Origin of the sequence: Pseudomonas sp. UYEF17 (assembly GCF_040546125.1) — a bacterium.
Classification (GTDB): Bacteria; Pseudomonadota; Gammaproteobacteria; order Pseudomonadales; family Pseudomonadaceae; genus Aquipseudomonas; species Aquipseudomonas putida_Z.
This window is the reverse complement of record NZ_JBEPNE010000008.1, coordinates 149,602-176,387: the sequence shown is the minus strand read 5'-3', so window position 1 is coordinate 176,387 and position 26,786 is coordinate 149,602. Positions and strand designations below refer to the sequence as shown.

Sequence of the window (26,786 nt, the reverse complement as noted above, 5' to 3'; positions counted from 1 at the left end):
CTGAGATCCCTGGCATGAAAGAAACACCGCGCGCCTCTGGCGCCACAAACATCATCCTGGTCGGCCTGGGCGTGATCATCGCCCTGCTCGGCCTCCTCCTGGCTGCGGGCGGCGTCAAGCTGGCCGGCCTGGGCGGTTCCTGGTACTTCCTGGTCGGCGGCCTGGCCATGGCCATCGCCGGCGTCCTCATCGCTCGCCGCAAACCGGCTGGCGCCTGGCTGTACGCGGCGTTCCTGGTCGGCACTGCCATCTGGGCGCTGATCGACGCTGGCCTGGTGTTCTGGCCGCTGTTCTCGCGCCTGTTCATGTTCGGCGCAATCGGCATGGTGGTGGCGCTGGTCTACCCGCTGCTGGCCCGCGCCAATGGCACCAGCGCCGGCCGCGGTGCCTATGGCGTTGCCGGGGTGATGGCCGTGCTGCTGGTGATCGCCGCCGGCAACATGTTCGTCGCCCACCCAAGCGTCGCCCCCACCGGCAAAGGCCCGGGCATGACCCCGGTCGAGGCCGACAAGGCGCAGAAGGACTGGGCCCACTACGGCAACACCGAAGGTGGCAGCCGCTTCGCCGCGCTGGACCAGATCAACCGCGACAACGTCAACAAGCTGAAGGTAGCCTGGACCTACCACACCGGTGATGTGGCGCTCAGCGACGGCAACGGTGCGGAAGACCAGCTGACCCCGCTGCAGGTCGGCAACAAGGTGTTCATCTGCACCCCGCACAACAACCTGATCGCCCTCGATGCCGACACCGGCAAGGAGCTGTGGAAGAACGCGATCAACGCCCAGTCCAAGGTCTGGCAGCGTTGCCGTGGCATGGCCTACTTCGACGCCACTGCCGCCATCGCCCAGCCGACCCAGCCGAACAGCTCGCCAATCACCGCGGCCAGCGTACCGGCCGGTGCCAACTGCCAGCGTCGCCTGCTGACCAACACCATCGATGGCCGTCTGATTGCCGTCGACGCCGACACCGGCGAGTTCTGCCAGGGCTTCGGCAACAACGGCCAGGTCGACCTCAAGGCCGGCCTGGGCGATGTGCCGGACTCCTACTACCAGCTGTCCTCGGCCCCACTGATGGCCGGTACCACCGTGGTGGTCGGCGGCCGCGTCGCCGACAACGTCCAGACCGACATGCCTGGTGGCGTGATCCGTGGTTTCGACGTGATCACGGGTGAAATGCGCTGGGCCTTCGACCCCGGCAACCCGGAAGATCGCCAGGCGCCGCAGGGCGACAGCACCTATGTGCGCAGCACCCCCAACAGCTGGGCCCCGATGTCCTACGACCCGGCGATGAATACCGTGTTCCTGCCGATGGGCTCGTCGTCCACCGACATCTACGGTGTCGAACGCAGCAAGCTGGACCACACCTATGGCGCTTCGGTACTGGCCCTGGACGCCACCACCGGCAACCAGAAGTGGGTGTTCCAGACCGTGCACAACGACCTGTGGGACTTCGACCTGCCGATGCAGCCGAGCCTGATCGATTTCACCAAGGACGACGGCCAGTCGGTGCCTGCAGTGGTAATCGGCACCAAGGCCGGGCAGATCTACGTGCTCGACCGCGCCACCGGCAAGCCGCTGACCCAGGTCGACGAAGTACCGGTCAAGCCAAGCAACATCCCCAACGAGCCGTACTCGCCAACCCAGCCGAAGTCGGTGGGCATGCCGCAGATCGGCGCGCAGACCCTGACCGAATCGGACATGTGGGGCGCAACCCCGTACGACCAGCTGCTGTGCCGCATCGACTTCAAGAAAATGCGCTACGACGGCCTGTACACCGCGCCGGGCACCGACCTGTCGCTGAGCTTCCCGGGTTCGCTGGGTGGCATGAACTGGGGCAGCATTTCCACCGACCCGGTACATGGTTTCATCTTCGTCAACGACATGCGCCTGGGCCTGTGGATCCAGATGATCCCGTCGCAGAACAAGGGCGGCGCCGCTTCCGGTGGCGAAGCGCTGAACACCGGCATGGGCGCAGTACCGCTCAAGGGCACCCCGTATGCGGTGAACAAGAACCGCTTCCTGTCGGTGGCCGGCATCCCGTGCCAGGCGCCGCCATTCGGCACCCTGACCGCCATCGACATGAAGACCCGCCAGGTGGCGTGGCAGGTACCGGTGGGTACGGTCGAGGACACCGGCCCGCTCGGCATCCGCATGCACCTGCCGATCAAGATCGGCCTGCCGACCCTGGGCGGCACCCTGTCGACCCAGGGTGGCCTGGTGTTCATCGCCGGCACCCAGGACTTCTACCTGCGCGCCTACGACAGCAGCAACGGCAACGAAATCTGGAAGGCTCGCCTGCCAGTGGGCAGCCAGGGCGGCCCGATGACCTACGTCTCGCCGAAGACCGGCAAGCAGTACGTGGTGGTCACGGCTGGCGGCGCGCGCCAGTCGACTGACCGTGGCGACTACGTGATTTCTTACGCGTTGCCGTAACACCGCGTCGCCCCCTTCGCGGGTAAACCCGCTCCCACAGGAACTGCACAGTTTGCAAGGGCAGTGAAAATCCTGTGGGAGCGGGTTCACCCGCGAAGAGGCCTTAGAAGACAACCCGAGATTCAGCAATGCCATCCGCAATTCGCATCACCCCCACCCTGCTGCTGGCCCTGGCCAGCAGCACCGCCCTGGCTGACGGCGACCTGATGACCCGCAGCACCCTGACCGGTGACTGGGGCGGCCTGCGTCACCAACTGGAAGAAGACGGCGTCAAGTTCACCGGCGACTACAGCGGCGAAACCGCCTACAACGCCCACGGTGGCCTGCACCGCTCGGCGCGCTACTCGCAAAACCTGAAACTGGGCGTGCAGTTCGACCTGTCGAAACTGTATGGCCTGGACAACGGTGGCAAGGTCCAGCTGACCATCAACGACCGCCGCGGCAACAGCGCCTCGGAAGACCTGGTGGGCAACCGCCTGCCGATCCAGGAAAACTTCGGCGGCCTGTACACCCGCCTGACCGAATTGAGCTACGAGCGCACCCTGTTCACCCCGGCACTCAACGTCAAGCTCGGCTACATGGCCATGGGCAACGACCTGGGCGGCCTGGACAGTGGCATCCTGTGCAACTTCATGAACGCCGGCTTCTGCGGCCACCCGCTTAACATGTCTGGCGGCAGTGGCTGGACCAATTACCCCAATGCCCACCTGGGCGTGCGGGTGAAGTACGACCTGTCGCCGTCCTGGCAGTTGCGTGTGGCGGCGTTCAACGTCGACCCGGAAAGCAACGGCAACTCCAGCCGCGCCTGGCACCTGGGCCCCAAGCACACCACCGGCACCGTGGTACCGGTAGAGCTGGTCTACAAGCTGCAGGGAGAGCTGCCTGGCGAATACAAACTGGGCTACTACTACGACAGCTCCGATGTGAAGCGCATCGGCAGCGACGAGGAAGTGTCCGGCCGCGGCGGCCACTATCTGCTGGTCGACCAGGCCGTGTGGAACGACCAGGGCTTGCCGGGCCGCAGCCTGCATGCCTTCGGCCAGTACTCGGCGTCGAGCAAGGCCGCCTCGCCGTTCACCAAGTGGTATGGCGCCGGCGTGGTGCTGTACAAGCCGTTCGCAGGCCGCCCGAAGGATACCGTGGCCCTGGGCTATGGCCGTGCCGTGCCCAACCCGCGTAGCCGCGACGTGCTGGAAGATGCCGCGTTCGATGCCGGGCAGCAGTTCCCCGATATCGACAGCGCCGAGCAACTGGTCGAGCTGAGCTATGGCTACCAGGCCACGCCGTGGCTGAACCTGCGCCCGGATGTGCAGTACATCATCGAGCCGGGCGCGTTCTCCGGGAAGGACATCGACAACGCGCTGGTGGTTGGCCTGCAGGTCAAGGCTACCTTTTGAAACCTTGATTGGGGCTGCTCTGCAGCCCTTCGCGGGCACGCCCGCTCCCACAGGTATATCACCGGCTGTCCTGGCGGTGCTGTACCTGTGGGAGCGGGCGTGCCCGCGAAGAAGCCAGCGCGATCAACCCTGCCTGAGGTAATCCACCAACCTCAGCAACATGGCATCACACCCCCGCAACTGCTCGACACTGACGAACTCATCCGGCTTGTGCCCCTGGTCCATGCTCCCAGGCCCACACACCACAGTCGGGATGCCCGCCTGGTCGAACAACCCACCTTCGGTACCAAACGCCACCGTACCGAACTCATCCGAACCACTGAGCAACGCCACCAGGCGAGCCGCCTCGCTATCCGCTGGCGTGGCCAGCCCCGGATACGCACTCAACGGCTGCAGGCGAATGGCGCTGGCGGCATTGACCTTGCGCATGCGCGGCAGCAATTCGGCCTCGGCATAGGTTTGCAACTGGTCGGCCACTGCCTGCGCCTCGAACCCCGGCAAGGCCCGCACTTCGAAATCGAATTCGCACTCCGCCGGCACGATGTTCAGCGCCCTGCCCCCTTTGATCACACCGGTCTGCACAGTGGAGAACGGTGGGTCGAAGCGCTCGTCGTGATGCTCCGGCAACGCCAGGGCATCACCGATATCACCCAGCTTGCCGATCAGCTTCGCCGCATACTCGATGGCATTCACCCCATACGGCGCGTACGCCGAGTGGCAGGCCGCGCCATGTACCTGGCAACGCATCGCCAGCTTGCCCTTGTGCCCCAGCACCGGCTTGAGTTCGGTGGGTTCGCCAATCAGGCACAGCCGTGGCTTGTGCGGGCGCTGCTCGAGCGCGGCCAGCATCGAGCGCACCCCCAGGCAGCCGACTTCCTCGTCGTAGGAGAACGCCAGGTGCACCGGCATGCGCAACGGCCGGGCGAGAAACGCCGGTACAGCCGCCAGCACCGAAGCGATGAAACCCTTCATGTCGGCCGTGCCGCGGCCATACAGGCGCCCGTCGCGCTCACTCAGGGCAAACGGCTCGACTGTCCAGGCCTGGCCGTCCACCGGCACCACATCGGTATGCCCGGACAGCACCACGCCGCCAACGTCCCGGGGGCCGATGGTGGCGAACAGGTTGGCCTTGGTGCCTTCCGGGTTATGGAACAGTTCGCTTTCCACCCCCAGCTCGGCCAGGTAGTCGCGGATGAAGCTGATCAGTTCGAGGTTGGAATCCCGGCTGACCGTGGCAAAGCCGATCAGGCTGGCCAGCAGTGCGCGACTGGCAAATTCACTCATCGCCCGGCACCCCGTAGCTTGGCGCGGCAGTCGGGTTGAGGGCGCGGGTGACGTAGTCCTGCATCTGCGGCCGATACGCCTGCCACAGGCCATCGAGCACGCCGATCGGGTCGGCCTCGGCCCAGTCCACGCGCAGGTCCACCAGCGGCCAGGTCAGCTCGCCGGCAATTTTCAACGCCGCCGAGTGCACAGGCCCCGCCTCGCCGCCTGCGGCCATCGCCGCGTGCATGGCCGCCAGCAGGCGGTCGGCCAGATGCCCGCCGGCTTGTTCAAAGGCCTGCACCATCGCCTCGATCACCTGGGTCGAGGCCAACAGGTTGCCCGCCGCCGCACATTGCTCACCGGCGAGGGCGTAGTGCGTGCCCAAGGCTTCCTTGCCAGTGAACAGCGCCACCTGGCCATGGCTGTCGATCACCGTGAGCTGGCGGTACTCGCTCCAGCCATTGGCGCTCAGCACCCGGTCCAGCGCAGCGGCAGGCGGCAACTGGCCCTGCTCCAGGGCATCGAGGATCTGCGGGCCCAGCGCCGGCAAGGTGATGTTCTGGGTGGCGACCGCACCCACACCGGCACGCACCCACGGGCAGCGGGCGCCCACGGCGATGCTCGAAGAGCTGATGGCGATACCGACCTGGCCGGTTTCCTGGCAACGACCGATGATGGAAAAAGTCATGTCATGGTTCCTGTTGTGCTGTGCGATACACGGCATTCTGGGTTGAACCTTTCGGCCGGCGAAACGACCTTTTTCCGAGGGGTTAGGCAGGAAAAAACTTTGCTCTGGCTGAGATCGAGCGCCGCCCGCGCGGCGCTTCGCAGCACAAGGCTGCTCCTACATCTGTTTCGGGCCAATCATTCCTGTCGGCAAAGCGCGCGGCCCCTTGGCGCCCACCTCGATATCGTGACTGGCAAACAAGGCGGTCGCGTGCGCTGGCATAGGCGTTACTGGCCCGAAACAGATGTAGGAGCAGCCTTGTGCTGCGAAGCGCCGCGCGGGCGGCGCTCGATTTGCGCACCACCTAAAAAACCACGACAGGCACCTGACCAACCCACCCCTGCAAGCCACAGAATCCAGGCCCTTCGCCGTTTTATCGGCAAGCCCCAGCTAAATACTATTTTCGCCATTTCCACGGCATCCCTAGTCTGGCCCCAGGCAACGGCGGTCCTCCAAACCGACCTGACAAAAACCGCCTGAACAAGGGCTCGGACATGACACTGAACAACCTCGAAATCGACACCCTCGTCGTCGGCGCCGGCCAGGCCGGCGTGGCCATGAGCGAACACCTGAGCAAGCTTGGCGTGCCGCACCTGGTGCTGGAGCGCAAGCGTATCGCCGAGGCCTGGCGCACCGGCCGCTGGGACTCGCTGGTAGCCAACGGCCCGGTCTGGCACGACCGCTTCCCGGGGCTGGAATTCAACCTCGACGCCGACGCCTTCGCCGGCAAGGACCAGGTGGCCGACTACTTCGAGCAGTACGTACGCAAGTACAACCTGCCCGTACGCACCGGCATCGAAGTGAAGAAAGTGCTGCGCAACAGCGACCGCCCCGGTTTTACCATCGAAACCAATGAAGGCGTGATTCGCGCCAACCGCGTGGTCGCCGCCACCGGCCCGTTCCAGAAGCCGGTGATCCCGGCCATCGCGCCGAAAGACAGCAACCTGCACCAGATCCATTCCGCTGCCTATTACAACCCCGAGCAGTTGCCAGAAGGCGCTGTGCTGGTGGTCGGCGCCGGTTCCTCGGGCGTGCAGATCGCCGAAGAACTGATGCGTGCCGGGCGCCAGGTGTACCTCTCGGTCGGCGCCCACGATCGCCCACCACGCGCTTACCGCAACCGCGACTTCTGCTGGTGGCTGGGCGTGCTGGGTGAGTGGGATGCGGAAATCGCCAAGCCTGGCCGCGAGCACGTGACCATTGCCGTCAGTGGCGCCCGTGGCGGCCACACCGTGGACTTCCGCGCCCTCGCCCACCAGGGCATGACCCTGGTCGGCCTGACCCAGTCGTTCGAGAACGGCGTGGCGCGCTTCCAGGACAACCTGGTCGAGAACATCAACCGCGGCGACGAAAACTACCTGGCCCTGCTGGATGCCGCCGATGCCTACATCGAACGCAACGGCCTGGACCTGCCGGAAGAACCCGAAGCCCGCAAACGCCTGGCCGACCCTGAGTGCATGCGCAACCCGCTGCAGCAGCTGGATCTGGCCAAGGCCGGCGTCACCAGCATCATCTGGGCCACCGGTTACGGTGTCGACTTCAGCTGGCTGCAGGTAGACACCTTCGACGCCAACGGCAAGCCCCAGCACCAACGCGGCGTGGCCCGCGAGCCGGGTGTGTACTTCCTTGGCCTGCCGTGGCTGTCGCGTCGTGGCTCGTCGTTCATCTGGGGCGTGTGGCACGACGCCAAGCACGTCGCCGGCCACATCGCCACGCAACGCACCTATACCGCCTACCGCGACCGCGAACAACGCGCAGCGGATGAGCAGCAACAACCCAAGATCAGCAACGTCAGCACCCTCGGAGCCCACTGATGCCTACCCATACCCGCATCCGCATGTTCAACACCAAGGTCACCTACCCCAACCAGACCCTGGACAACGACCTGTGCCAGGCGGTACGCGCCGGCAACACCATCTACGTGCGCGGCCAGGTCGGCACCGATTTCGAAGGCAACCTGGTGGGCCTGGGTGACCCACGGGCGCAGGCCGAGCAGGCGATGAAGAACGTCAAGCAACTGCTCGAAGAAGCCGGCTCGGACCTGTCGCACATCGTCAAGACCACCACCTACATCACCGACCCGCGCTTCCGCGAGCCGGTGTACAAGGAGGTAGGCAAGTGGCTCAAGGGCGTGTTCCCGATTTCCACCGGGCTGGTGGTGGCCGGGTTGGCCCAGGCCGAGTGGCTGATGGAGATCGATGTGATCGCCGTGGTGCCTGATTCGGTCTGACCGATCGGTTCAACCTGTAGGAGCGGCCTTGTGTCGCGAAAGGGCTGCAAAGCAGCCCCAGCAATTTCAGCTGTTGCGCATCAATCCTGGGGCCGCGTTGCGGCCCTTTCGCGACACAAGGCCGCTCCTACAGGGAATGCGCCAGCATTTAGAATGGGCTAGAAACCCACTGTTGCCGACAGCAGGTAGGTACGCGGCGTGGACAGCGTCAGCCCCGGCTCGCTGTCATCCGAAGCCCCGGCCGAACTCCAGTAGCGGTCGTCCAGCACGTTCTCGACACTGGCGCGCAAGGTAACCTGGGTGGCCTCCACCTTGAACGCATAACGCGCCCCCAGGTCGTAACGCTCCCAACCCTCGATCTGCTTGCTGTTGTTCTGGTCCAGGTACTGCGAGCTCGAGTGGATGCCCCGCGCCGTCAGGGTCAGGCCGTTCACCCCGGGCACGTCCCATTCGGCGCCAAGGTTGACGTTGTACTCGGGCGTGGCCGGCGCGCGGTTGCCATCGTAGGCGCCACCGATGGTGTCGGTCAGTTCGCTGTCGATGTACATCACCCCGCCCAGCACGCGCACGCCTTGCACGGGCTCGCCGAACACGCTCAGTTCGATACCGCGGTTGTCGCGCTTGCCATTGGGGCCGAACACCCGCGACGTGGGGTTGGTTTCGTAGGCGGGCTGGCGGATGCGGAAGGCACTGGCGGTAAAGGCGACCTGGCCCAGGTCGTACTTGGCCCCCACCTCGACCTGGCGGCTGGTGAACGGCGGAAAGATCTGGTCTTCGTTGACCGATGTCGACGGCGCGATCTTGCCCTGGCTCAGGCCCTCCATGTAGTTGGCATACAACGACAGCTGGTCGGTAACCTTGAGCAGCACACCGCCCGAGGGCGATACCTTCTCTTCATCGTAGGCGGTATCCCCCTTGATACCGTCGCTCCAGTCATCCACCTGCACCCGCTGCCAGCGCGCGCCCAGGGTCAGCAGCAGGCGGTCGTCGAAAAAGCCCAGGGTGTCGGCCAGGGCCACGCCGGAAAAGCGGTTTTCCGTGTACACCTCAGGGTCGATGCGGGTTGGCGTGCCCGGTGTCGGCGTGGCCACCGGGTGGTAGAGGTTACTGGGCGCCGAGGCGTAGCGGGCGCCACCGTTGGTGAAGTCCATGTAAAAGTAGGTGGCGGCCAGGTTCAGTTCGTGGCTGACCGGCCCGGTATGGAACCAGTTGCGCACGCCGGCCATGGCGGTACGCACGGTTTCATCCCGGGTGAAGTCGCGCGGCTGCACGGTGAAGTCGCCGGCATCGTTGCTGATGGACACGTTGTGGCGCAGGAAGTCATGGTTGCTCTTGCGCGCACCGACCGCGCCATAGGCCAGCAGCGACTCGCTGATATCGTACTCGGCATGCAGCGCACCGAAGGTGTCGTTGGTGCGCGCCTTGCTCCAGGCCTGGGCGTAATTGTGGCGTACGTCGTTGGCATCCGGCACCTTGGCGTTGGCACCGATCAGCACCCGCTCCTGCGGTGCATCGGTGTCGCGCTCGGTATGGCCGAGGTCTGCCGAAAGCCGCAGGCGCTCGCCACGAAAGTCCAGGCCCAGCACCGCCATTTCGCGCTCGACACGCTGGTGGTCCCATTCGGTATCGCCTGCCTGTTTCACGCCATTGAAACGCACGCCGAACTGCTGGCCTTCGCCAAAGCGCCGGCCAATGTCCACCGCACCGCCTGCCTGGCCCGCCGAAGCATAACTGCCGGTAAACTCGGTGAGCGGCTGGTCGCCGGCCCGCTTGGGCTGCACATTGATGCCGCCGCCGACACTGCCTCGCGGCGAAATGCCGTTGATCAGCTGGCTGGGGCCTTTGATGATGTCGACCCGGTCGGCCATTTCCATGTCGATCGAGTAGGTCGGCAGGATGCCGTACAGGCCGTTGTAGGCCACATCGCTGTTGAACAGGCTGAAGCCGCGAATGGTGAACTGCTCGAAGCGCCCACCCGCCGGGTTGGTGGCGCGCACCGATGGGTCGCTGGCGATCAGTTCGCCCAAGGTCCGCGCCTGCTGATTCTTCACCAGTTCGCTGGTGTAACTGGTGATGCTGAACGGGGTTTCCATGAAATCGCGCGTGCCGAGCAAGCCCTGTGAACCCTGACGGGCCACCTGGCCACCGGCATAGGGTTGCGTTTCGTTGCCTGCGGCCAGGCCACCGACGATGCTGGTCGGGGCGATTTCCAGCGCACCACTCGCCTGGGGGGCCGGCATCAACGTGAAAGCACCCTCGCCCACCGGCAGCAACTGCAGGCCACTGCCGCGCAGCAGCTGGGTGAAGCCTTCGTCGACACTGAAGCTGCCGGACAAGCCATTGCTCTGCCGGCCGTTGACCAGCGCCGGGTCCAGCGACAGGCTGACCCCGGCCTGGTCGGCAAACTGGGTAAGTGCGGCACCCAGGCTGGCGGCTGGCACCTGATAGCTGCGCCGGGCAGGTTCATCGGCCCAGGCCGGTGCACACAACAACAGGCTCATGGCGAACAACGGATGTGCCGCACGCGCCAGTGGGCGCAGGCGGCTGGACATGACAACAGGCATTGAACAAGGCTCCCCTTTATTTGCTCCTACCGGTAATGACCGGTGAGCGAAAAAAAGGGGACAGCCTCATGCGCGATTTTCTTGCGCGGCCAGGCTCACCCAGTAACGCGTGCGCGTGTGCACCTGCAACGGCAGGCTGGCGGCGAGCAAGGCCAGCACCCGGTCGGTGTCGTCGAGGCGGAAGGTACCGGTCACGCGCAGGGCCTCCAGTTCGGGCGCCCAGCGCAGCACGCCGGGGCGGTACCTGCGCAGCTCGTGCAGCAGCTCGCCCAAGGGGCGGTCCTCCAGGCGCAGCACGCCTTCGCGCCAGCCCAGCGGCCAGGCGTCCAGGCCGGTGACAGGGCCAACTCCGGCCACTTGCAGGCTGGCTTGCTGCCCGGCCTGCAGCAGCAGTGCCGGGCCTTGCCTCGGCTGCAGGTTGGCCGTGCCCTTGAGCACCGATACCCGGCAAGCCTGATCGACCAGGCGCAGGCACACCTCGCCGGCATCCAGCGCGACCTGGCCATAGGGCACCTGCAACGTCAGGCTCAGGTTGCCGGGCAACCTGACTGCCACTTCGCCACGCAGCAATGTCAGGCGACGCGCGCCCAGGTCGATATCCACCGCACTGTCGGTGTTCAACTGCACGAATGTGCCATCGCTCAGCAGCACCTGCCGGCGCTCCCCGACCGCGGTGTGCATGTCGGCGGTCCAGGCCTCCAGCGGCAGTTCGCGGCTTGCCAGCCAGGCCGCCGGCAACAATGCCGCCACGCCCAGGGCCTGCTTGAGCAGCGCCCGGCGGCCGCTATCCGGGCGGTCCAGGGTGGCCATGGCCAATGCGCCGGGTAGCGCGGAAAAGCGCTGGCGCAACAGCAGTGCCTTTTGCCAGGCGTGTTCGTGCAAGGTGCTGCTGGTGCGCCATTGTTCCAGGCGCTGCAGGTCACCCTCGCTGGCAGCGCCAGAGTCCACCAGCGCCAGCCAGCGCGCGGCGGCCTGCAGTGCCTCGCGGGTTTCAGGGGAATGGCTGGTCATTACAGTTCGGCCAGCAGGCAATGCTCGTAGGCTTGCGCCATGTAGCGTTTGACCGAGCGCTCGCAAACACCCAGGCGCTTGCCGATCTCGGCATAGCCCAGGCCCTCCAGCTGGCTCCAGAGAAAGGCCTTGCGTACCGGCGCCTTGAGGCCGTCGAGCAACTCGTCGAGGGCTTGCAGGGTTTCCAGCAGCAGCCAACGCTGCTCTGGCGAGGGCACATGCTGCTCGGGCAACTGCGCCAGTGCATCGAGGTAGGCTTGTTCCAGGCTGCGCCGCTGGTGGAAGTTGCTCAGCAGGCGCTTGCCCACGGTCAGCAGGTAGGCACGCGGTTCGCGAATGTCTGCCAGCGGCTGGGCGCTGGTTAGGATACGCAGGAAGGTATCCTGGCTGAGGTCGGCGGCATCCCAGGCATTGCCCATGCGCCGCCGCAGCCAGGTTTCCAGCCAGCCACGATGTTCCCGGTACAGGGCAGGCAGGCTATGCTCCGGTGGCGGCGCGGCGTCGATCATGGGGAAGGCCCTGCGGTGGCGTAAATAAGATTAATTCTAATTTACACCATGCCGCAGAACCAAGCGGTTTGTTACCTGTCAGGCAATCGCCGCATCCACCAGCACCTGCGCTTCCTGCACCAGGCGCTGCAGGTGCGCCTCGTCGATGAAGCTTTCGGCGTAGATCTTGTAGATGTCCTCGGTGCCCGAAGGGCGCGCGGCGAACCAGCCATTGGCAGTCATCACCTTCAGCCCGCCAATCGCCTGGCCGTTGCCCGGTGCATGGCTGAGGATCTGCACGATCGGCTCACCCGCCAATTCGGTCGACTTCACCTGCTCCGGCGCCAGCTTGCTCAACAAAGCCTTTTGCCGGGCATCGGCCTTGGCTTCGACACGGGTGGCGAACGGCTTGCCCAGCGCCTCGGTCAGGTCGGCGTAGGCCTGGCTCGGGTTGCGCCCGGTGCGGGCAGTCATCTCGGCAGCCAGCAAGGCCGGGATCAGCCCGTCCTTGTCGGTGGCCCAGACCGAGCCATCGCGGCGCAGGAACGAAGCCCCCGCGCTTTCCTCGCCACCAAAGCCCAACGTGCCGTCGAACAGGCCCTGGGCGAAGAACTTGAAGCCCACCGGCACTTCGTACAGCTCACGGCCCAGGCGCTGGGTGACGCGGTCGATCAGGCCGCTGGAGACCACGGTCTTGCCGACGGCGGCATCGCTGCGCCATTGCGGGCGGTGGCGGTACAGGTAGTCGATGGCCACGGCCAGGTAGTTGTTCGGCTGCTGCAGGCCATCGGGGGTGACGATGCCATGGCGATCGTGGTCCGGGTCGCAGGCGAAAGCCACGTCGAAGCGTTCGCGCAGGCCGATCAGGCCCTGCATGGCATAGGGCGAGGATGGGTCCATGCGTATCTGGCCGTCCCAGTCGACGGTCATGAAGCGGAAGGTCGGGTCGACCTCGGTGTTCACCACTTCCAGGTCCAGCTGGTAATGCTCGGCAATCGCCGACCAGTAGCGCACCCCTGCTCCGCCCAGCGGGTCGACGCCCAGGCGCAGCTTGGCGCTGCGGATGACGTCGAAGTCGATGACGTTTTCCAGGTCGGCCACGTAGTTGCTCACGTAGTCGTGGCGCTGGGTAGTGGATGCCTGCAGCGCCTGGGTATGGTCCATGCGCTTGACGCCCGCCAGGTCAGCGGCAAGCAGTTCGTTGGCCTTGGCCTCGATCCACTTGGTCACATCGCTGTCGGCCGGGCCGCCATTGGGCGGGTTGTACTTGAAGCCACCACTCTGCGGCGGGTTGTGCGACGGGGTGATGACGATGCCGTCGGCCAGGCCCTGCTCGCGGCCACGGTTATGGCAGAGGATGGCATGGGAAACCGCTGGTGTTGGCGTGTATTCGTCGTCCTTGGACAGCATTACCTGCACGCCATTGGCAGCCAGCACTTCCAGGGCGCTGGCGGTAGCCGGTGCCGACAGTGCGTGGGTGTCGGCGCCGATGAACAGCGGGCCATCGATGCCCTTCTCCTGGCGATACAGGCAGATGGCCTGGGTAATGGCCAGGACGTGGTACTCGTTGAAGCTCAATTCAAGCGAAGTGCCACGGTGCCCCGAGGTGCCGAAGGCCACCCGCTGGGCCGCCACGGCAGCGTCGGGGCGGCCGGTGTAGTAGGCGGTGAGCAGCCGGGGAATATCGACCAGCACGCTGGCCGGAGCCGGCTTGCCTGCCAAAGGACTGAGCGTCATGCAGAAACCTCGAGTTCAACGGATGTTGGTGTTGGAGCGTGCAGTGTACTGAGAGTTGCAATGCCGCGCGATGGGCGGCAGCAAAGAATCAGTGAGCACACCGCATACCCTGTGGGAGCGGCTTTAGCCGCGAAGAACCCAACGCGGTGCATGGCACCGGCTGCGCCGGTGTTCGCGGCTAAAGCCGCTCCCACAGGGTACTTGCCAGCCACCGCGGTGGCTGCTTCGCGGGCTCGCCCGCTCCCACAATGGACCCGAGCATGTCCCTCGTCTCTGTAATGACCGTCTAGAGTGGTACCCATACCCCCGAAAACGAGGTTCCATGGCTTTCCACCGCCTGACCCACACCCACCCGCGCCTGAGCATCGCCACTGTGGTCGGCCTGCTCGGCGCCTGGCTGATCCCTGCCGGCGACAGCGTGCAGCACATCCTCGCCGGCTGGAATCTTGGCGTATGGCTGTACCTGCTGCTGGTGCTCTACCTGACCTTGAGCGCCAATGCGGAAAAGGTACGCAAGGTCGCCCGCGTCGAAGACGAAAACGCCGGCCTGGTCCTGCTCACCGTGTGCATCGCCGCCATCGCCAGCCTCGCCGCCGTCACCCTGCAACTGGTGTCCAGCCGTGGCCTGCAAGGCACGGCGCTGGCCCTGCACTACCTCTATACCGGCCTGACCGTGGCTGGCTCCTGGCTGCTGATCGGCTGCATTTTCAGCCTGCACTACGCGCGGCTGTTCTATACCGGACAAAATCACGAACCGCCGCTGCGCTTCACCGATGGCGAACGCAACCCCGATTACTGGGACTTTCACTACTTCTCGTTCACCATCAGCATGGCCGTGCAAACCTCCGATGTGGGCGTCGCTGGGCGGGGCCTACGGCGGGTAGTGCTGGCACATTCACTAGTGGGGTTCGTATTCAACACGGCGATCCTGGGATTCACCATCAACATCGCTGCGGGGTTGCTCGGCTGATTGCACCGCTCGTCCGAAAACATCGTGCGGAGATGTCGATCAAAGTGGCAGAACCTGGCGGGTTATCTGCCCTCAACGTGCCGGGAAAACGTTTGCCTTGCGGGCCTGCGCCAAATGCCCTGCATGACAAGGATGTGACCGCTGTCATGCATTAGCACATTTGTCGTATTTGCAGCCGAGAATACTCCGTGGCAGGTGCTATGGTTACTTTCCCGGCGGCCGCATCGATGTGGCCACCCGCTCACCACGTCCAGGTACGGACAAGGAGGCTGGCATGAACAAGATGACGTTCCCCAACGCCTGCCAGGTGATGCGCTGGCATTTCCACCCGCTGGGCTTCGAAGCCAGCATGGATGCGCCGCGCAGCATGGTCGCGCGGCTGTTCGACCGCGCCACCGGCGAAACCCTGCTGGCGATTGCCGGCATTCCCTGCTCGGCGATCATGGCCGCCGCCGATGTAGAGCGCATCATCGAGGCCGTCGAGGCGGAGATGGATACCTTCATGCCCGCCTTCGCCTTGCGCGACGCGGTCTAACCCACTGCGGTACTTTCCTGGCGCATGGCCTGCAACTTGCCCATGAACTGCTCGGCCGGCACCGGCTGGCCCAGCAGGTAGCCTTGCAGCGAATCGCAGCCCAGGCGGGTCAGGAAGTCCTGCTGCCTGTCAGTCTCCACCCCTTCGGCGACGATGCGCAGGCCCAGCGCCTGGCCCAGCGCCACGATTGCCGAAACGATCGCCGCATCGTCGCTGTCCTGCTCCAGGTCGCGCACGAAACCGCGGTCGATCTTCAGCTCGTTGGCCGGCAGGCGCTTGAGGTACATCAGGCTGGAGTAGCCGGTGCCGAAGTCATCGATGGACAGGTCCACGCCCATGTCGGACAGCCGCTGCAGCACTGTCAGGCTGGCATCGGCGTCGTGCATGGCGGTGGTTTCGGTAATTTCCAGGGTCAGGCAGTTGGCCGGCAGGCTGTTCTGCTGCAGGGCCCGGGCCACGCTCTCGACCAGCCCGGCATGGCAGAACTGGATGGCCGACAGGTTCACCGCCATGCGCCAGCCGTGGTGCCCCTGGTCCAGCCACTGGCGCATCTGCCGGCAAGCCTCGATGAGCACCCATTCGCCAATGGGAATGATCAAGCCGGTCTTTTCCGCCAGGCCGATGAAACGGTCGGGCAGCAACAGGCCCTGCTGCGGGTGCTCCCAGCGCAGCAAGGCCTCGGCACCGATCGGCTGGCAATTCTGGGCGTCGAACTTGGGCTGGTAGTGCAGGCGGAACTGACGCTGCTCCAGGGCCTGGCGCAGGTCCTGCAGTAGCTGCAATTGCTGGCGGGCGTTGCTGTTCATCGACACGTCGAAGAAGCTATAGCCATTCTTGCCGGCGCTCTTGGCGTGGTACATGGCGGCGTCGGCATTGCGCAACAGCTCGTGCTGGTCCTGGCCATTGCCCGGGTACAGGACGATGCCCAGGCTCGCCGTCAGCTGCAGGTCATGCTCGGCCACGCGGAACGGCCGTGATACCAGGTTGACCTGCTTGACCGCCACATCCATGGCATCGTTCGGCTCGCGCAGCTGCACCAGCAGCACGAATTCGTCACCGCCGATGCGCGCCAACGTGTCCTGGCTATGCAGGTGCCCGCGCAGGCGGGTCGCCACCGCCTTGAGCAGCAAGTCGCCGACGTGGTGGCCGAAGGCATCGTTGACGGGCTTGAAACCGTCCAGGTCGATGAACATCAGGGCAAAGCAGCCGCCCTGCTCCGCTACCTTGGCGATGGCCTGCTCGATGCGGTCGGCCAGCAAAGTACGGTTGGGCAGGTCGGTGAGGGTGTCGTGCAGGGCCAGCTGGGTCAGTTCCTGGTTGGCCAGGGTCAGCGAACGGGCCAGCTCGGCGGTGCGTGCCTCCAGGCGGGCGTCCAGCACCGAGGTGAGCAAGGCCACCGCCAGTACCGCCAGGGTGGTGATCAGCACCAGGTAGACCAGGCCGTCGCCTTGCAGGCCTCCCCCGGCCAGCGCACCGCAGAAGCTGCCTTCGGGGAAATTCGCCGCGGCCATGCCGGTGTAGTGCATGCCGACGATGGCAAAGCCCATCACCACCGCCGCCAGGCCGCGAATCTGCCGCACATAAGGGGTGTGCGCGCGCAGACGGAAGGCGATCCACAAGGCCGCTGCCGAGGCGCCCACGGCAATCAGCAGCGAGGCCCCGAACAGCGTCGGGTCATAGTCGATGCCCGGCAGCATGCGCAGCGCGGCCATGCCGGTGTAGTGCATGCAGGCGATGCCGGCGCCCATGATCAGCGCGCCAAACGCCAGCTGCTGCCAAGGCAGGCTCGGCTGGCTGACCAGCCACAAGGCAAAGCCCGAGGACAACACGGCAATCAGCAGGGAGAACGCGGTCAGGGCAAGGTCGTAGCCCAGGTCGATGGGCAGGCTGAAGGCGAGCATGCCGATGAAGTGCATCGACCACACGCCGATGCCCATGGCCAGCGCGCCACCCCCCATCCACAGGCAGGCAGCCCGGCCTTTGGCCGTGGCGATGCGGCCGGTCAGGTCAAGGGCGGTATAGGACGCCAGGATCGCCACGCACAGCGAAATCAACACCAGCGAAGAGGAGTAGCTACCGGTCAGCATTGGGAGTTCCAGCGACGGGACGGGAGGCCCGGAAAAAGCTGACGATTGTACTCAAGCTTAGGCGAAACGCACGGGGTTTTTGCGAATGGGAATGGATCCAAAGACTGCGAGGGCCTGGACGGATGCGCGGTAGCTGTAGGAGCGGCCTTGTGTCGCGATCGGGCTGCGAAGCGGCCCCAGCGATCTGTGCTTGTACACAAAGTTCTGGGGCCGCTCTGCGGCCCGATCGCGACACAAGGCCGCTCCTACAGGGGTACGCGTCTGCGGGTCGGTTCAATCCTGCTCGGCGAAGGCTTGCCCGGCATCCCAACCACCACCCAGCGCGGCAACAAGCTGCACGCTTGCCACCAGGCGACCCTGCAGCAGGTTCAACACACTGCGCTCGTTGCTCAGCGCCGTGGTCTGCACGTTGACCACATCCAGGTAGCCGATCAGCCCGGCGCGGTACTGGTTCTCGGTCAGGCGCAGCGACTCGCGAGCGGCATCCAGTGCCTCCTGGCGCACCACCGCCTCATCGCCATACACCTTCAACTGCACCAGCAGGTTTTCCACTTCCTTGAAGCCGTCGAGCACGGTCTGGCGGTACTGCGCCACGGTCTGGTCATATACCGCCACCGTGCGGTCCACCTCGGCACTGCGCTTGCCGGCGTCGAACAAGGTCAGCGCCAGCTGCGGGCCTACGGACCAGTAGCGGTTGGGCAGTTCGATCCAGTTGCTGAAGCTGCTGCTGGAGTAACCACCACTCATGCTCAGGCTCAGGTCCGGGAAATACGCCGCCCGCGACACGCCGATGTTGGCGTTGGCAGCCATCACGTTACGCTCGGCCGCAGCGATGTCCGGGCGTCGCTCCAGCAACTGCGAAGGCAAGGCCACCGGAATTTGCGGCAGCGCCGGAATGGCCTTGCTGTCGGCCAGGGCGAAGTCCGCCGGGGCCTTGCCCAGCAACACGGCAATGGCGTTCTCGAACTGCGCGCGCTGCCAGATCAGGTCGATCAGGTCGGCCTGGGTGCTCTTGAGCTGGGTACGCGCCTGGGCCACCGCATCCGGGCCGGCGACGCCGGCGCGGTACTGGTTTTCGTTCATTCGCAGGGAACGCTCATAAGCTGCCACGGTGGCTTCCAACAGGCGCTTCTGCTCGTCGATCACCCGCAACTGCAGGTAGTTCTGCACCAGTTCCGACTGCTGGCTGAGGCGGATCGAGGCCAGGTCGGCCAGGCTGGCTTCGGCACTGGCTTCGTTGGCATTGAGGGTTTCGCGCAGCTTGCCCCACAGGTCGATTTCCCAGCTGACGCCGAGCTGGGCGTTGTAGGTGTTGCGAATGCCGCTGCTGTTGTTGGACAGGCTCGAACTGGAGCTGCCGGTGCCCTGGGCCGAGCGGTTCTTGCTGACGCTCAGGTCCAGGCTGGGGAACAGTGCCGCTCGGCTGCTGCGCACCAGCGCCTGGGCCTGGCGGTACTGGGCCTCCGATTGCGCCACGGTCTGGTTGCTGCGGTTGAGCTCTTCGACCAGCGCATTGAGCCCGGCATCGCCGTAGATTTCCCACCAGGCGCCGCGGGCAATGGCATCGGACGGCGTGGCCTGGGTCCAGCCTTCGGCATGCTTGAACTGCGCCGTGCTGCTCAGCTCCGGGCGGTGGTAGTCCGGGCTCAGGGTGCAGGCGCTGAGCAAGGCGACGCACAACCCGGCGCCGAGCAGGCGCGAGCCACGCCCACGGGTCAGCGTCTGCAGGGCGCGGTGAAGTGGGGTCTGGGCAAAAGTCATAGCGGGGTTTCCAGGGCGGCGTCGGTGCGCACGCCACGCCAACGGTTGAAACGGTGACGCAGGCGGTCCAGGTACAGGTAGACCACCGGTGTCGTGTAAAGGGTGAGGATCTGGCTGAACACCAGGCCGCCAATGATGGTCAGGCCCAGTGGCTGGCGCATTTCCGCGCCTTCGGCGCGGCTCAGCAGCAGCGGCAAGGCACCGAGGATGGCCGCCAGGGTAGTCATCAGGATCGGCCGCAGACGCAGCAGGCAGGCCCGGCGGATCGACTCTTCCGGTGTCAGGCCCTGGTGGCGCTCCAGCTGCAAGGCCAGGTCGATCATCAGGATGGCGTTCTTCTTCACCACGCCGATCAGCAGGAACAGCCCCAGCAGCGAGATCAGGCTGAACTCGCCGCCGGTGACGTACAGCGCCAGCAAGGCACCGACGCCGGCCGAGGGCAGTGTCGAGAGGATGGTCAGCGGGTGAATGTAGCTTTCGTAGAGGATGCCCAGCACCAGGTAGACCAGCACCAGCGCGCCAAGGATCATCAGCGGCTGGCCTTCCTGGGTCTTGGCGAAGGCATCGGCGGTACCACCAAGCTTGGCGATCACTTCCTCGGGCAAGCCCAGCTTGGCCACCGCACGCTCCAGCGCCGCCATGGCCTGGTCGGGGCTGTAGCCTTCGGCGACGTCGAAGGCGATGCTTTCGGCGGCGAACTGGCCTTCGTGGCTGACCCGGTCGTTGGCCAGGCTGTTCTCGTAGTGGGCGATGGTCGACAGCGGTACGCGGGCACCGTCGGCGGTAATCACCTGTACCTGCTCGAGGGTGCTCGGGTCCCAGGCGTACTTCGGGTTGATCTCCAGCACTACCTGGTACTGGTTGAGGCTGTCGTAGATGGTGGAGATCTGGCGCTGGCTGTAGGCGTTGTTCAGCACCGTGGTGACCATGTCCATGTCGATGCCCAGGCGCTTGGCCTGGTCGCGGTCGACCACCAGGGTCACCTGCTGGGTGCCGGCACCGTCGCGGGCGTCGATGGCCGTCAGTTGCGGCAGTGCACGCAGCGCCGCCACCACTTTCGGGAACCATTCGCGCAACGCCGTCAGGTCACCGCTCTGCAGGGAATACAGGTACTGCGAGGAGGTCTGGTCGCGGCCCCCGCCGCCCAGTTGCAGGTCCTGGTCGGCCATCAGGAACAGGCGCCCGCCAGGTACCTTGGGCATTTCCTTGCGCAGGCGCTCGATCACCTTCTGCGCGTCGATCTTGCGCTCGTTGATCGGTTTCAGGCGCACCAGCACCATGGCGTTGTTGGTGCCACTGTTGCCGCCGATGAAGCCGGCAACGCTCTGCACCGCCGGGTCGGCCAGCAAGGCGCGGCGGTAGATTTCCATTTTCGGTTGCATCACGCTGAACGACAGGCCGTCGTCGCCACGGATGAAGCCCATCAGTTGGCCGGTGTCCTGCTGCGGCATCAGCGTCTTGGGCACCACCACGTACAGGGCGATGTTGATGCCGATGGTGGCCAGCAGGCTGATCAGCGTCAGGCGCTTGTGGCGCAAGGCCCAGCCCAGGCTGCGGTCATAGGCATCGACCATGCGCTGGTGCAACTGGTCGCTCCAGCGCTGCAGGCGGTTCTGCTCGGCCTGGTGCGGCTTGAGCCAGCGGGCGCACAGCATCGGCGTGAGGGTCAGCGACACCACCAGCGACACGATGATCGCCGCCGCCAGGGTGATGGAGAACTCCTGGAACAGGTTGCGCACGATGCCGCCCATGAACAGGATGGAGACGAACACCGCCACCAGCGACACGTTCATCGACAGCAAGGTGAAACCCACTTCCTTGGCACCCAGGAAGGCCGCCTTCATCGGCGGCTGGCCGTCCTCGATGTGCCGGGAGATGTTCTCCAGCACCACGATGGCGTCGTCCACCACCAGGCCGGTGGCAAGAATAAGCGCCATCAGCGACAGGTTGTTGAGCGAGAACCCGCACAGGTACATGACCGCGAAGGTGCCCACCAGCGACACCGGCACCGCCAGGCTGGGGATCAGCGAGGCCCGCAGGCTGCCGAGGAACAGGTAGACCACCAGGATCACCAGCACCACGGCGATCAGCAGGGTGTGCTCGGCTTCCTTGAGGGTTGCCTTGATCACTGGCGAGCGGTCCATGGCCACGTTCAGTTGCACGCTGGCCGGCAGCAGCGACTGCAGGGCCGGCAGCTGCGCCTTGATCTGGTCGACCGTTTCGATGATGTTGGCGCCGGTCTGGCGGTTGACCACCAGCAGCACCGCGCTCTGGTCATTGAAGAAGCCGCTGTTGTAGCGGTTCTCGACGCCGTCGGTGATGGTCGCCACGTCGGACAGGCGCAGGATGGTGCCGTTCTGCTGGCGGATCACCACGGGCTCGTAGTCCTTGGCGCTTTCCAGCTGGTCATTGGCACGCACCTGCCAGTTGCGCTCGGCGTCCTCGACAAAGCCCATCGGCCGGCGCTGGTTGGCGTTGGACACCGCAGTGCGCACTTCATCCAGTGACAGGCCGTACTGGTTGAGCAATTGCGGCTCCACGGCAATGCGCACCGCCGGCAACGAACTGCCGCCGATCTGCACCTCCCCTACCCCAGGCACCTGGGCCAGGCTCTGCGACAGGATGGTGTCGGCCAGGTCGTACAGCTGGCCCTTCTGCAGCACGTCCGAGGTCAGCGACAGCACCATGATCGGTGCCTGCGACGGGTTGATCTTCTTGTAGGTGGGCATGCTGCGCATACCACTGGGCAGCAGGTTGCGGGTGGCGTTGATCGCCGCCTGCACCTCGCGCGCCGCACCGTCGATGTCGCGGCCCATCTCGAAGCCGATGATCACCCGTGTGGAGCCCTGGTTGGAGCTGCTGGTCAGGGTGGTCACGCCGGCAATGCTGCCCAGCTTGCGCTCCAGCGGCGTGGCCACGGTGGAGGCCATCACCTCCGGGCTGGCGCCGGACAGGTTGGCCGACACCACGATCACCGGGAAATCCATTTGTGGCAGCGGCGCCACCGGCAGCAGGCCGAAGCTGACCCCGCCCAGCAGCATGATCGCCAGGCTCAACAGCATGGTCGCCACCGGGCGACGGATGAAAGGACCGGACAGGTTCATGCCTCGGCCTGCTTCACGTCAGTGGCCGGGCGCCAGCGGCGGGCCAGGCGGTCGAAGTACAGGTAGATGACCGGGGTGGTGAACAACGTCAGCACCTGGCTGACCAGCAACCCGCCGACCATCACCAGGCCCAACGGCTGGCGCAGCTCGGCGCCGGAACCGGTGGCGAGCATCAGCGGCACGGCGCCGAACAGCGCGGCCAGGGTGGTCATCAGGATCGGCCGGAAGCGCAGCAGCGCCGCCTGGTAGATGGCATCGCGCGGGCTCATGCCCTGCTGGCGCTCGGCCTCGAGGGCGAAGTCGATCATCATGATCGCGTTCTTCTTGACGATGCCGATCAGCAGGATGATGCCGATGATGGCGATCATGCCCAGGTCGTTGCCGCTGATGAGCAAGGCCAGCAAGGCGCCGACCGCCGCCGACGGCAGGGTCGAAAGAATGGTCACCGGGTGGATGTAGCTCTCGTACAGCACGCCCAGCACGATGTACATGGTCACCACCGCCGCCAGGATCAACAGCAAGGTGCTCGACAGCGATGCCTGGAAGGCCTCCGCCGCGCCCTGGAAGCGGGTCTGCACGCCCAGCGGCATGCCGATGTCCTTCTGCACCTGCTCGATCACCTGCACCGCCTTGCCCAGCGAAGCGCCGTGGGCCAGGTTGAACGACAAGGTCACCGCCGGGAACTGGCCAATGTGGGAAATGGCCAGCTGGGCCTGGCGCTGCTCGATGCGCGCCAGCGCCGACAGGCGCACCTGGCCGCCATCGGTGGCCTTGACGTGGATCGATTCCAGCGCCTGCGGGCCGATCACCGCCGCATCCTGCGACTGCAGCACCACGCGGTACTGGCTGGCCTGGGTGTAGATGGTCGAGATCTGGCGCTGGCCGAAGGCGTCGTACAGGGCGTTGGTGATCTGCGACACGCTGATGCCCAGGCGGCTGGCCATGTCGCGGTCGATCACCAGGTACACCTGCAGGCCCTTGTCCTGCAGGTCGCTGGCCACGTCGGCCAGTTCCGGGCGCTGCTGCAGCGCCTGCACCAGCTTGCCGCTCCACTGCGCCAGCAGGTCGGCGTCCGGCGACGACAGGCTGAACTGGTACTGGGTACGACTGACCCGGTCTTCGATGCTCAGGTCCTGCACCGGCTGCATGAACAGGCGGATGCCCACCAGCCGGTCGACTTGCGGCTGCAGGCGGTTGATCACTTCGCTGGCAGTGACATCACGCTCGCCATGAGGCTTGAGGTTGATCAGCAGGCGGCCGCTGTTGAGCGTGGCGTTGTCGCCATCGACACCGATGTAGGACGACAGGCTCTGTACCGCCGGGTCCTGCAGGATCACCTTGCTCAGGGCTTGCTGGCGTTCGCTCATGGCGGCGAACGAGGTGGACTGCGGCGCTTCGGAAATGCCCTGGATCACCCCGGTGTCCTGCACCGGGAAGAAGCCCTTGGGCACCACCATGTACAGGAATACGGTGAGCGCCAGGCTGGCCACGGCCACCAGCAGCGTCAGCGGCTGGCGCTTGAGTACCCACTGCAGGGCGCTGCCGTAGTGCCTGATCAGCCAGTCGATCCAGGCGCCACTGGCGCGGTAGAACCGGCCCTGTTCCTCTTCCTTGGGCTCGCGCTTGAGCAGGCGTGCGCACATCATCGGCGTGAGGGTCAGCGACACCACCAGGGAAATCAGGATGGCCACCGCCAGGGTAATGGCGAACTCGCGGAACAGGCGGCCGACCACATCGGCCATGAACAGCAGCGGGATCAGTACTGCAATCAGCGAGAAGGTCAGCGAGATCAGGGTGAAGCCGATTTGCCGGGCGCCCTTGAGCGCAGCCTGCATGGGCGTCTCGCCCTCCTCGATGTGCCGGGAGATGTTCTCCAGCATGACGATGGCGTCGTCGACCACGAAACCGGTGGCGATGGTCAGGGCCATCAGCGTCAGGTTGTTGACCGAGAAGCCGGCCAGGTACATCACGCCGAAGGTACCGATCAGCGACAACGGCACGGCTATCGACGGAATGAGGGTGGCACTGAAACGGCGCAGGAAGACGAACGTGACCATTACCACCAGGGCGATGGCGATCAGCAGTTCGTGCTGCACGTCCTTGACCGCGGCGCGGATGGTCTGGGTGCGGTCGGTGAGCACCGAAACATCGAGGCCGGCCGGCAGGTTATCGGTGATCGACGGCAGCAGGGCCTTGATGCGGTCGACCACTTCGATGACGTTGGCGCCCGGCTGGCGCTGGATGTTCAGCAGCACCGCATGGTTTTCGTTGGCCCAGGCAGCCAGGCGCTCGTTTTCCGCGCCGTCGACAATTTCCGCGACGTCCTTCAGGCGCAGCGGTGCACCGTTGTTGTAGGCCAGGATCAGGTTGGCGTATTCCTCAGGGGAGCGCAGCTGGTCGTTGGCATCGAGCATCGACACCCGGGTCGGGCCGTCGAAGTTGCCCTTGGGCTGGTTGACGTTGGAGGCGCCGATCAGAGTGCGTACGTCCTCCAGGTTCAGGCCGTTGGCGGCCAGGGCATCGACGTTGACCTTGATCCGCACCGCCTGGCGCTGGCCACCGGCGATGCTGACCATGCCCACACCGCTGATCTGCGCGAGCTTCTGGGCCACGCGGGTATCGACCAGGTCGTTGAGCTTGGGCAGCGGCATGGTCTTGCTGGAGATGGCCAGGGTCAGCACCGGGGTGTCGGCCGGGTTGACCTTGTTGTAAACCGGCGGCGCCGGCAGGTCGCTGGGCAGCAGGTTGCTGGCGGCGTTGATCGCGGCCTGCACCTGTTGCTCGGCAACGTCCATGTTCATGTCGAGGTTGAAGCGCAGGGTCAGCACCGAGGCGCCGCCGGAGCTGGTCGACGCCATCTGCTCCAGGCCCGGCATCTGCCCGAACTGGCGTTCCAGCGGTGCGGTAACGGCGCTGGTCATGACCTGCGGGCTGGCACCGGGGTACAGGGTCATGACCCGGATGGTCGGGTAATCCACCTGCGGCAAGGCGGAAACCGGCAGCAGCTTGTAGGCGATCAGGCCGGCCAGGACGATGGCCAGCATGCTCAGCGTGGTGGCAACCGGCCGCAGGATGAACAGACGCGAGAGGTTCATGCGCCCGCCTTGCCTGCTGCGCTACCAGGCTGTGCTTTACCGGGCTGCACATCACCAGTGCTTGCCGAACCCTTGGCTTCCTGGCCTTGCAGGTGCTGGCCCGGGGTGGTCGGCACCTGCGAGCTGTCTTCGACCACTTCTACCTTGGTGCCTTCGCGCAGGCGGTCGGTGCCTTCCAGCACCAGGCGGTCGCCGGCCTTCAGGCCTTCGAGGATGACGCTGTTCTCGCCGTCGCTGGCGCCGACCTTGAGCTTGCGGATGTTGACCGTGTTCTGGTCATTGACCACGTAGGCGAAGGAGCCGTCATTGCCGAACTGGATGGCCGCCGCCGGGGCCATGGTCACCTGCTTGAGGGTGTCGGCCAGCAGGCGCACGTTGACGAACTGGTTGGGGAACAGGGCCAGGTCCTTGTTCTCGAAGCGGCCCTTGAACTTGAGGGTGCCGGTGGTGGTGTCGATCTGGTTGTCGATGCTGCCCAGCACGCCGGTGGACTGCAGCTTGCTGTCACTGCGGTCCCAGGCTTCGACCGGCAGGCTGGCACCGCTGCGGTAGCGTTTCAGCACGGTGCTCAGCTCGGTTTCCGGCAGGGTGAAGGCAACGCTGATCGGCTCGGTCTGGGTGATTACCACCAGCGCGGTGGTGTCGTTGGCGGCCACCAGGTTGCCCAGGTCGAGCTGGCGCAGGCCCACGCGGCCATTGATCGGCGCGCGGATCTGGGTGAAATCGAGGTTCAGGCGGGCGTCGTTGACCTGCGCCTGGTTGGTCTTCACCAGCCCCTGGAACTGCGCCACCTGCGCTTCGGCGGTGTCGAGGGTTTGCTTGGCGATGCTGTCTTCGGCGTACAGGCCTTTATAGCGGGCCAGGTCGACCTGGGCGTTCTTCAGCTGCGCCTGGTTCTGCGCCAGGGTGCCTTCGGCCTGTTGCAGGGCGATGCGGTACGAGCGCGGGTCGATCTCGGCGAGCAGGTCGCCGGCCTTGACCTGCTGGCCTTCCTTGAAGTGGATCTTGACCAGCTCGCCAGCCACGCGGCTGCGCACGTTGACGGTGTTGGTCGCGGTGACGGTGCCCAGGGCCTTGTAGTACAGCGGGAAGTCGCCCACCCGCACCGGCTCGACGCGCACCGGCACCGGGTCGCTGGAGCCGCCGAAGCCCGGGCGACCGCCCATCATGCCCATGCCCTTGCCACCGCGCCCGCCACCGGCTTCTTTAGGCGCAGGCGCCGCTGCGGGCCACAGCCACCAGGCCAGTGCAGCCACCAGCAGCAGGATCAGCAGGCCTACGAGCCAGCGACGAGGGGAACGGGAATTGGACGCTTGCATGGGTTGAACGAACCTTGTTCGGAATGACGACTTGGGGAGGATGAACGATAAGCACTGGCATCG

General features: G+C 65.5%; 17 protein-coding genes. 6 read left to right on the top strand and 11 right to left on the bottom strand.

Going from position 1 to position 26,786, the window contains the following annotated elements; genetic code table 11:
* Positions 1–14: 14 nt before the first annotated feature.
* A complete protein-coding gene (locus ABIB24_RS15100; RefSeq protein WP_274078794.1) occupies positions 15–2,432 on the top strand; it encodes a glucose/quinate/shikimate family membrane-bound PQQ-dependent dehydrogenase in 2,418 nt (805 codons plus the stop codon).
* 128 nt (positions 2,433–2,560) lie between these two features.
* Positions 2,561–3,829 carry a carbohydrate porin gene (locus ABIB24_RS15095; protein ID WP_137163730.1) on the top strand — a complete coding sequence of 423 codons (1,269 nt, stop codon included), beginning with the start codon at positions 2,561–2,563 and terminating at the stop codon, positions 3,827–3,829.
* 123 nt (positions 3,830–3,952) lie between these two features.
* On the opposite strand, the gene argE is transcribed toward ABIB24_RS15095, so the two are convergent.
* Positions 3,953–5,113, bottom strand: coding sequence for an acetylornithine deacetylase (gene argE / locus ABIB24_RS15090; RefSeq protein ID WP_137163729.1), 1,161 nt, complete (start codon positions 5,111–5,113; stop codon positions 3,953–3,955).
* Entirely contained in the window at positions 5,106–5,783 is a 678-nt protein-coding gene (locus ABIB24_RS15085) for a DUF1028 domain-containing protein (protein WP_025338853.1), read from the bottom strand. Before ABIB24_RS15085 ends, argE begins: the two co-directional genes overlap by 8 nt.
* Positions 5,784–6,316: 533 nt before the next feature.
* Here ABIB24_RS15085 and ABIB24_RS15080 point away from each other — a divergent pair.
* On the top strand, positions 6,317–7,636 hold the full coding sequence (locus ABIB24_RS15080; protein ID WP_025338852.1) for a flavin-containing monooxygenase: 1,320 nt from the start codon (positions 6,317–6,319) through the stop codon (positions 7,634–7,636).
* Positions 7,636–8,052 (top strand): RidA family protein, encoded by a 417-nt coding sequence (locus tag ABIB24_RS15075; protein ID WP_025338851.1) that lies wholly within the window; start codon positions 7,636–7,638, stop codon positions 8,050–8,052. Before ABIB24_RS15080 ends, ABIB24_RS15075 begins: the two co-directional genes overlap by 1 nt.
* Positions 8,053–8,210: 158 nt before the next feature.
* Here ABIB24_RS15075 and ABIB24_RS15070 read toward each other — a convergent pair whose 3' ends face one another.
* From ABIB24_RS15070 to pgm, 4 genes are all read right to left on the bottom strand, one after another.
* Entirely contained in the window at positions 8,211–10,616 is a 2,406-nt protein-coding gene (locus ABIB24_RS15070) for a TonB-dependent siderophore receptor (RefSeq protein WP_354316824.1), read from the bottom strand.
* A gap of 66 nt (positions 10,617–10,682) precedes the next feature.
* The gene (locus tag ABIB24_RS15065) at positions 10,683–11,627 is read right to left on the bottom strand and encodes a FecR domain-containing protein (RefSeq protein ID WP_085705235.1); all 945 of its coding nucleotides are present in this window, start codon (positions 11,625–11,627) and stop codon (positions 10,683–10,685) included.
* Positions 11,627–12,136 (bottom strand): sigma-70 family RNA polymerase sigma factor, encoded by a 510-nt coding sequence (locus ABIB24_RS15060; RefSeq protein ID WP_274078792.1) that lies wholly within the window; start codon positions 12,134–12,136, stop codon positions 11,627–11,629. Before ABIB24_RS15060 ends, ABIB24_RS15065 begins: the two co-directional genes overlap by 1 nt.
* A gap of 78 nt (positions 12,137–12,214) precedes the next feature.
* Positions 12,215–13,852, bottom strand: a complete 1,638-nt coding sequence (pgm, locus tag ABIB24_RS15055; RefSeq protein WP_354316823.1) for a phosphoglucomutase (alpha-D-glucose-1,6-bisphosphate-dependent) — start codon at positions 13,850–13,852, stop codon at positions 12,215–12,217.
* Between the two features lie 322 nt (positions 13,853–14,174).
* Between pgm and ABIB24_RS15050 the strand changes: the two genes are divergently transcribed.
* A complete protein-coding gene (locus ABIB24_RS15050) occupies positions 14,175–14,822 on the top strand; it encodes a DUF1345 domain-containing protein (protein ID WP_354316821.1) in 648 nt (215 codons plus the stop codon).
* A 274-nt stretch (positions 14,823–15,096) separates the two neighbouring features.
* Positions 15,097–15,357, top strand: a complete 261-nt coding sequence (locus ABIB24_RS15045) for a DUF1652 domain-containing protein (RefSeq protein ID WP_046615421.1) — start codon at positions 15,097–15,099, stop codon at positions 15,355–15,357.
* Here the strand turns inward: ABIB24_RS15045 and ABIB24_RS15040 are convergent.
* From ABIB24_RS15040 to ABIB24_RS15020, 5 genes are all read right to left on the bottom strand, one after another.
* A complete protein-coding gene (locus ABIB24_RS15040) occupies positions 15,354–17,444 on the bottom strand; it encodes a putative bifunctional diguanylate cyclase/phosphodiesterase (protein ID WP_274120703.1) in 2,091 nt (696 codons plus the stop codon). The two genes, ABIB24_RS15045 and ABIB24_RS15040, sit on opposite strands and share 4 nt — an antisense overlap.
* Before the next feature lie 273 nt (positions 17,445–17,717).
* Positions 17,718–19,205: an efflux transporter outer membrane subunit gene (locus ABIB24_RS15035; protein WP_274120705.1), complete on the bottom strand. Its 1,488-nt coding sequence runs from the start codon at positions 19,203–19,205 to the stop codon at positions 17,718–17,720.
* On the bottom strand, positions 19,202–22,309 hold the full coding sequence (locus ABIB24_RS15030) for an efflux RND transporter permease subunit (protein WP_085617032.1): 3,108 nt from the start codon (positions 22,307–22,309) through the stop codon (positions 19,202–19,204). The genes ABIB24_RS15035 and ABIB24_RS15030 overlap by 4 nt, the downstream gene beginning before the upstream one ends.
* Positions 22,306–25,404 carry an MdtB/MuxB family multidrug efflux RND transporter permease subunit gene (locus ABIB24_RS15025; RefSeq protein ID WP_286101750.1) on the bottom strand — a complete coding sequence of 1,033 codons (3,099 nt, stop codon included), beginning with the start codon at positions 25,402–25,404 and terminating at the stop codon, positions 22,306–22,308. Before ABIB24_RS15025 ends, ABIB24_RS15030 begins: the two co-directional genes overlap by 4 nt.
* The gene (locus tag ABIB24_RS15020; protein WP_354316817.1) at positions 25,401–26,723 is read right to left on the bottom strand and encodes an MdtA/MuxA family multidrug efflux RND transporter periplasmic adaptor subunit; all 1,323 of its coding nucleotides are present in this window, start codon (positions 26,721–26,723) and stop codon (positions 25,401–25,403) included. Before ABIB24_RS15020 ends, ABIB24_RS15025 begins: the two co-directional genes overlap by 4 nt.
* Between the last annotated feature and the right edge of the window lie 63 nt (positions 26,724–26,786).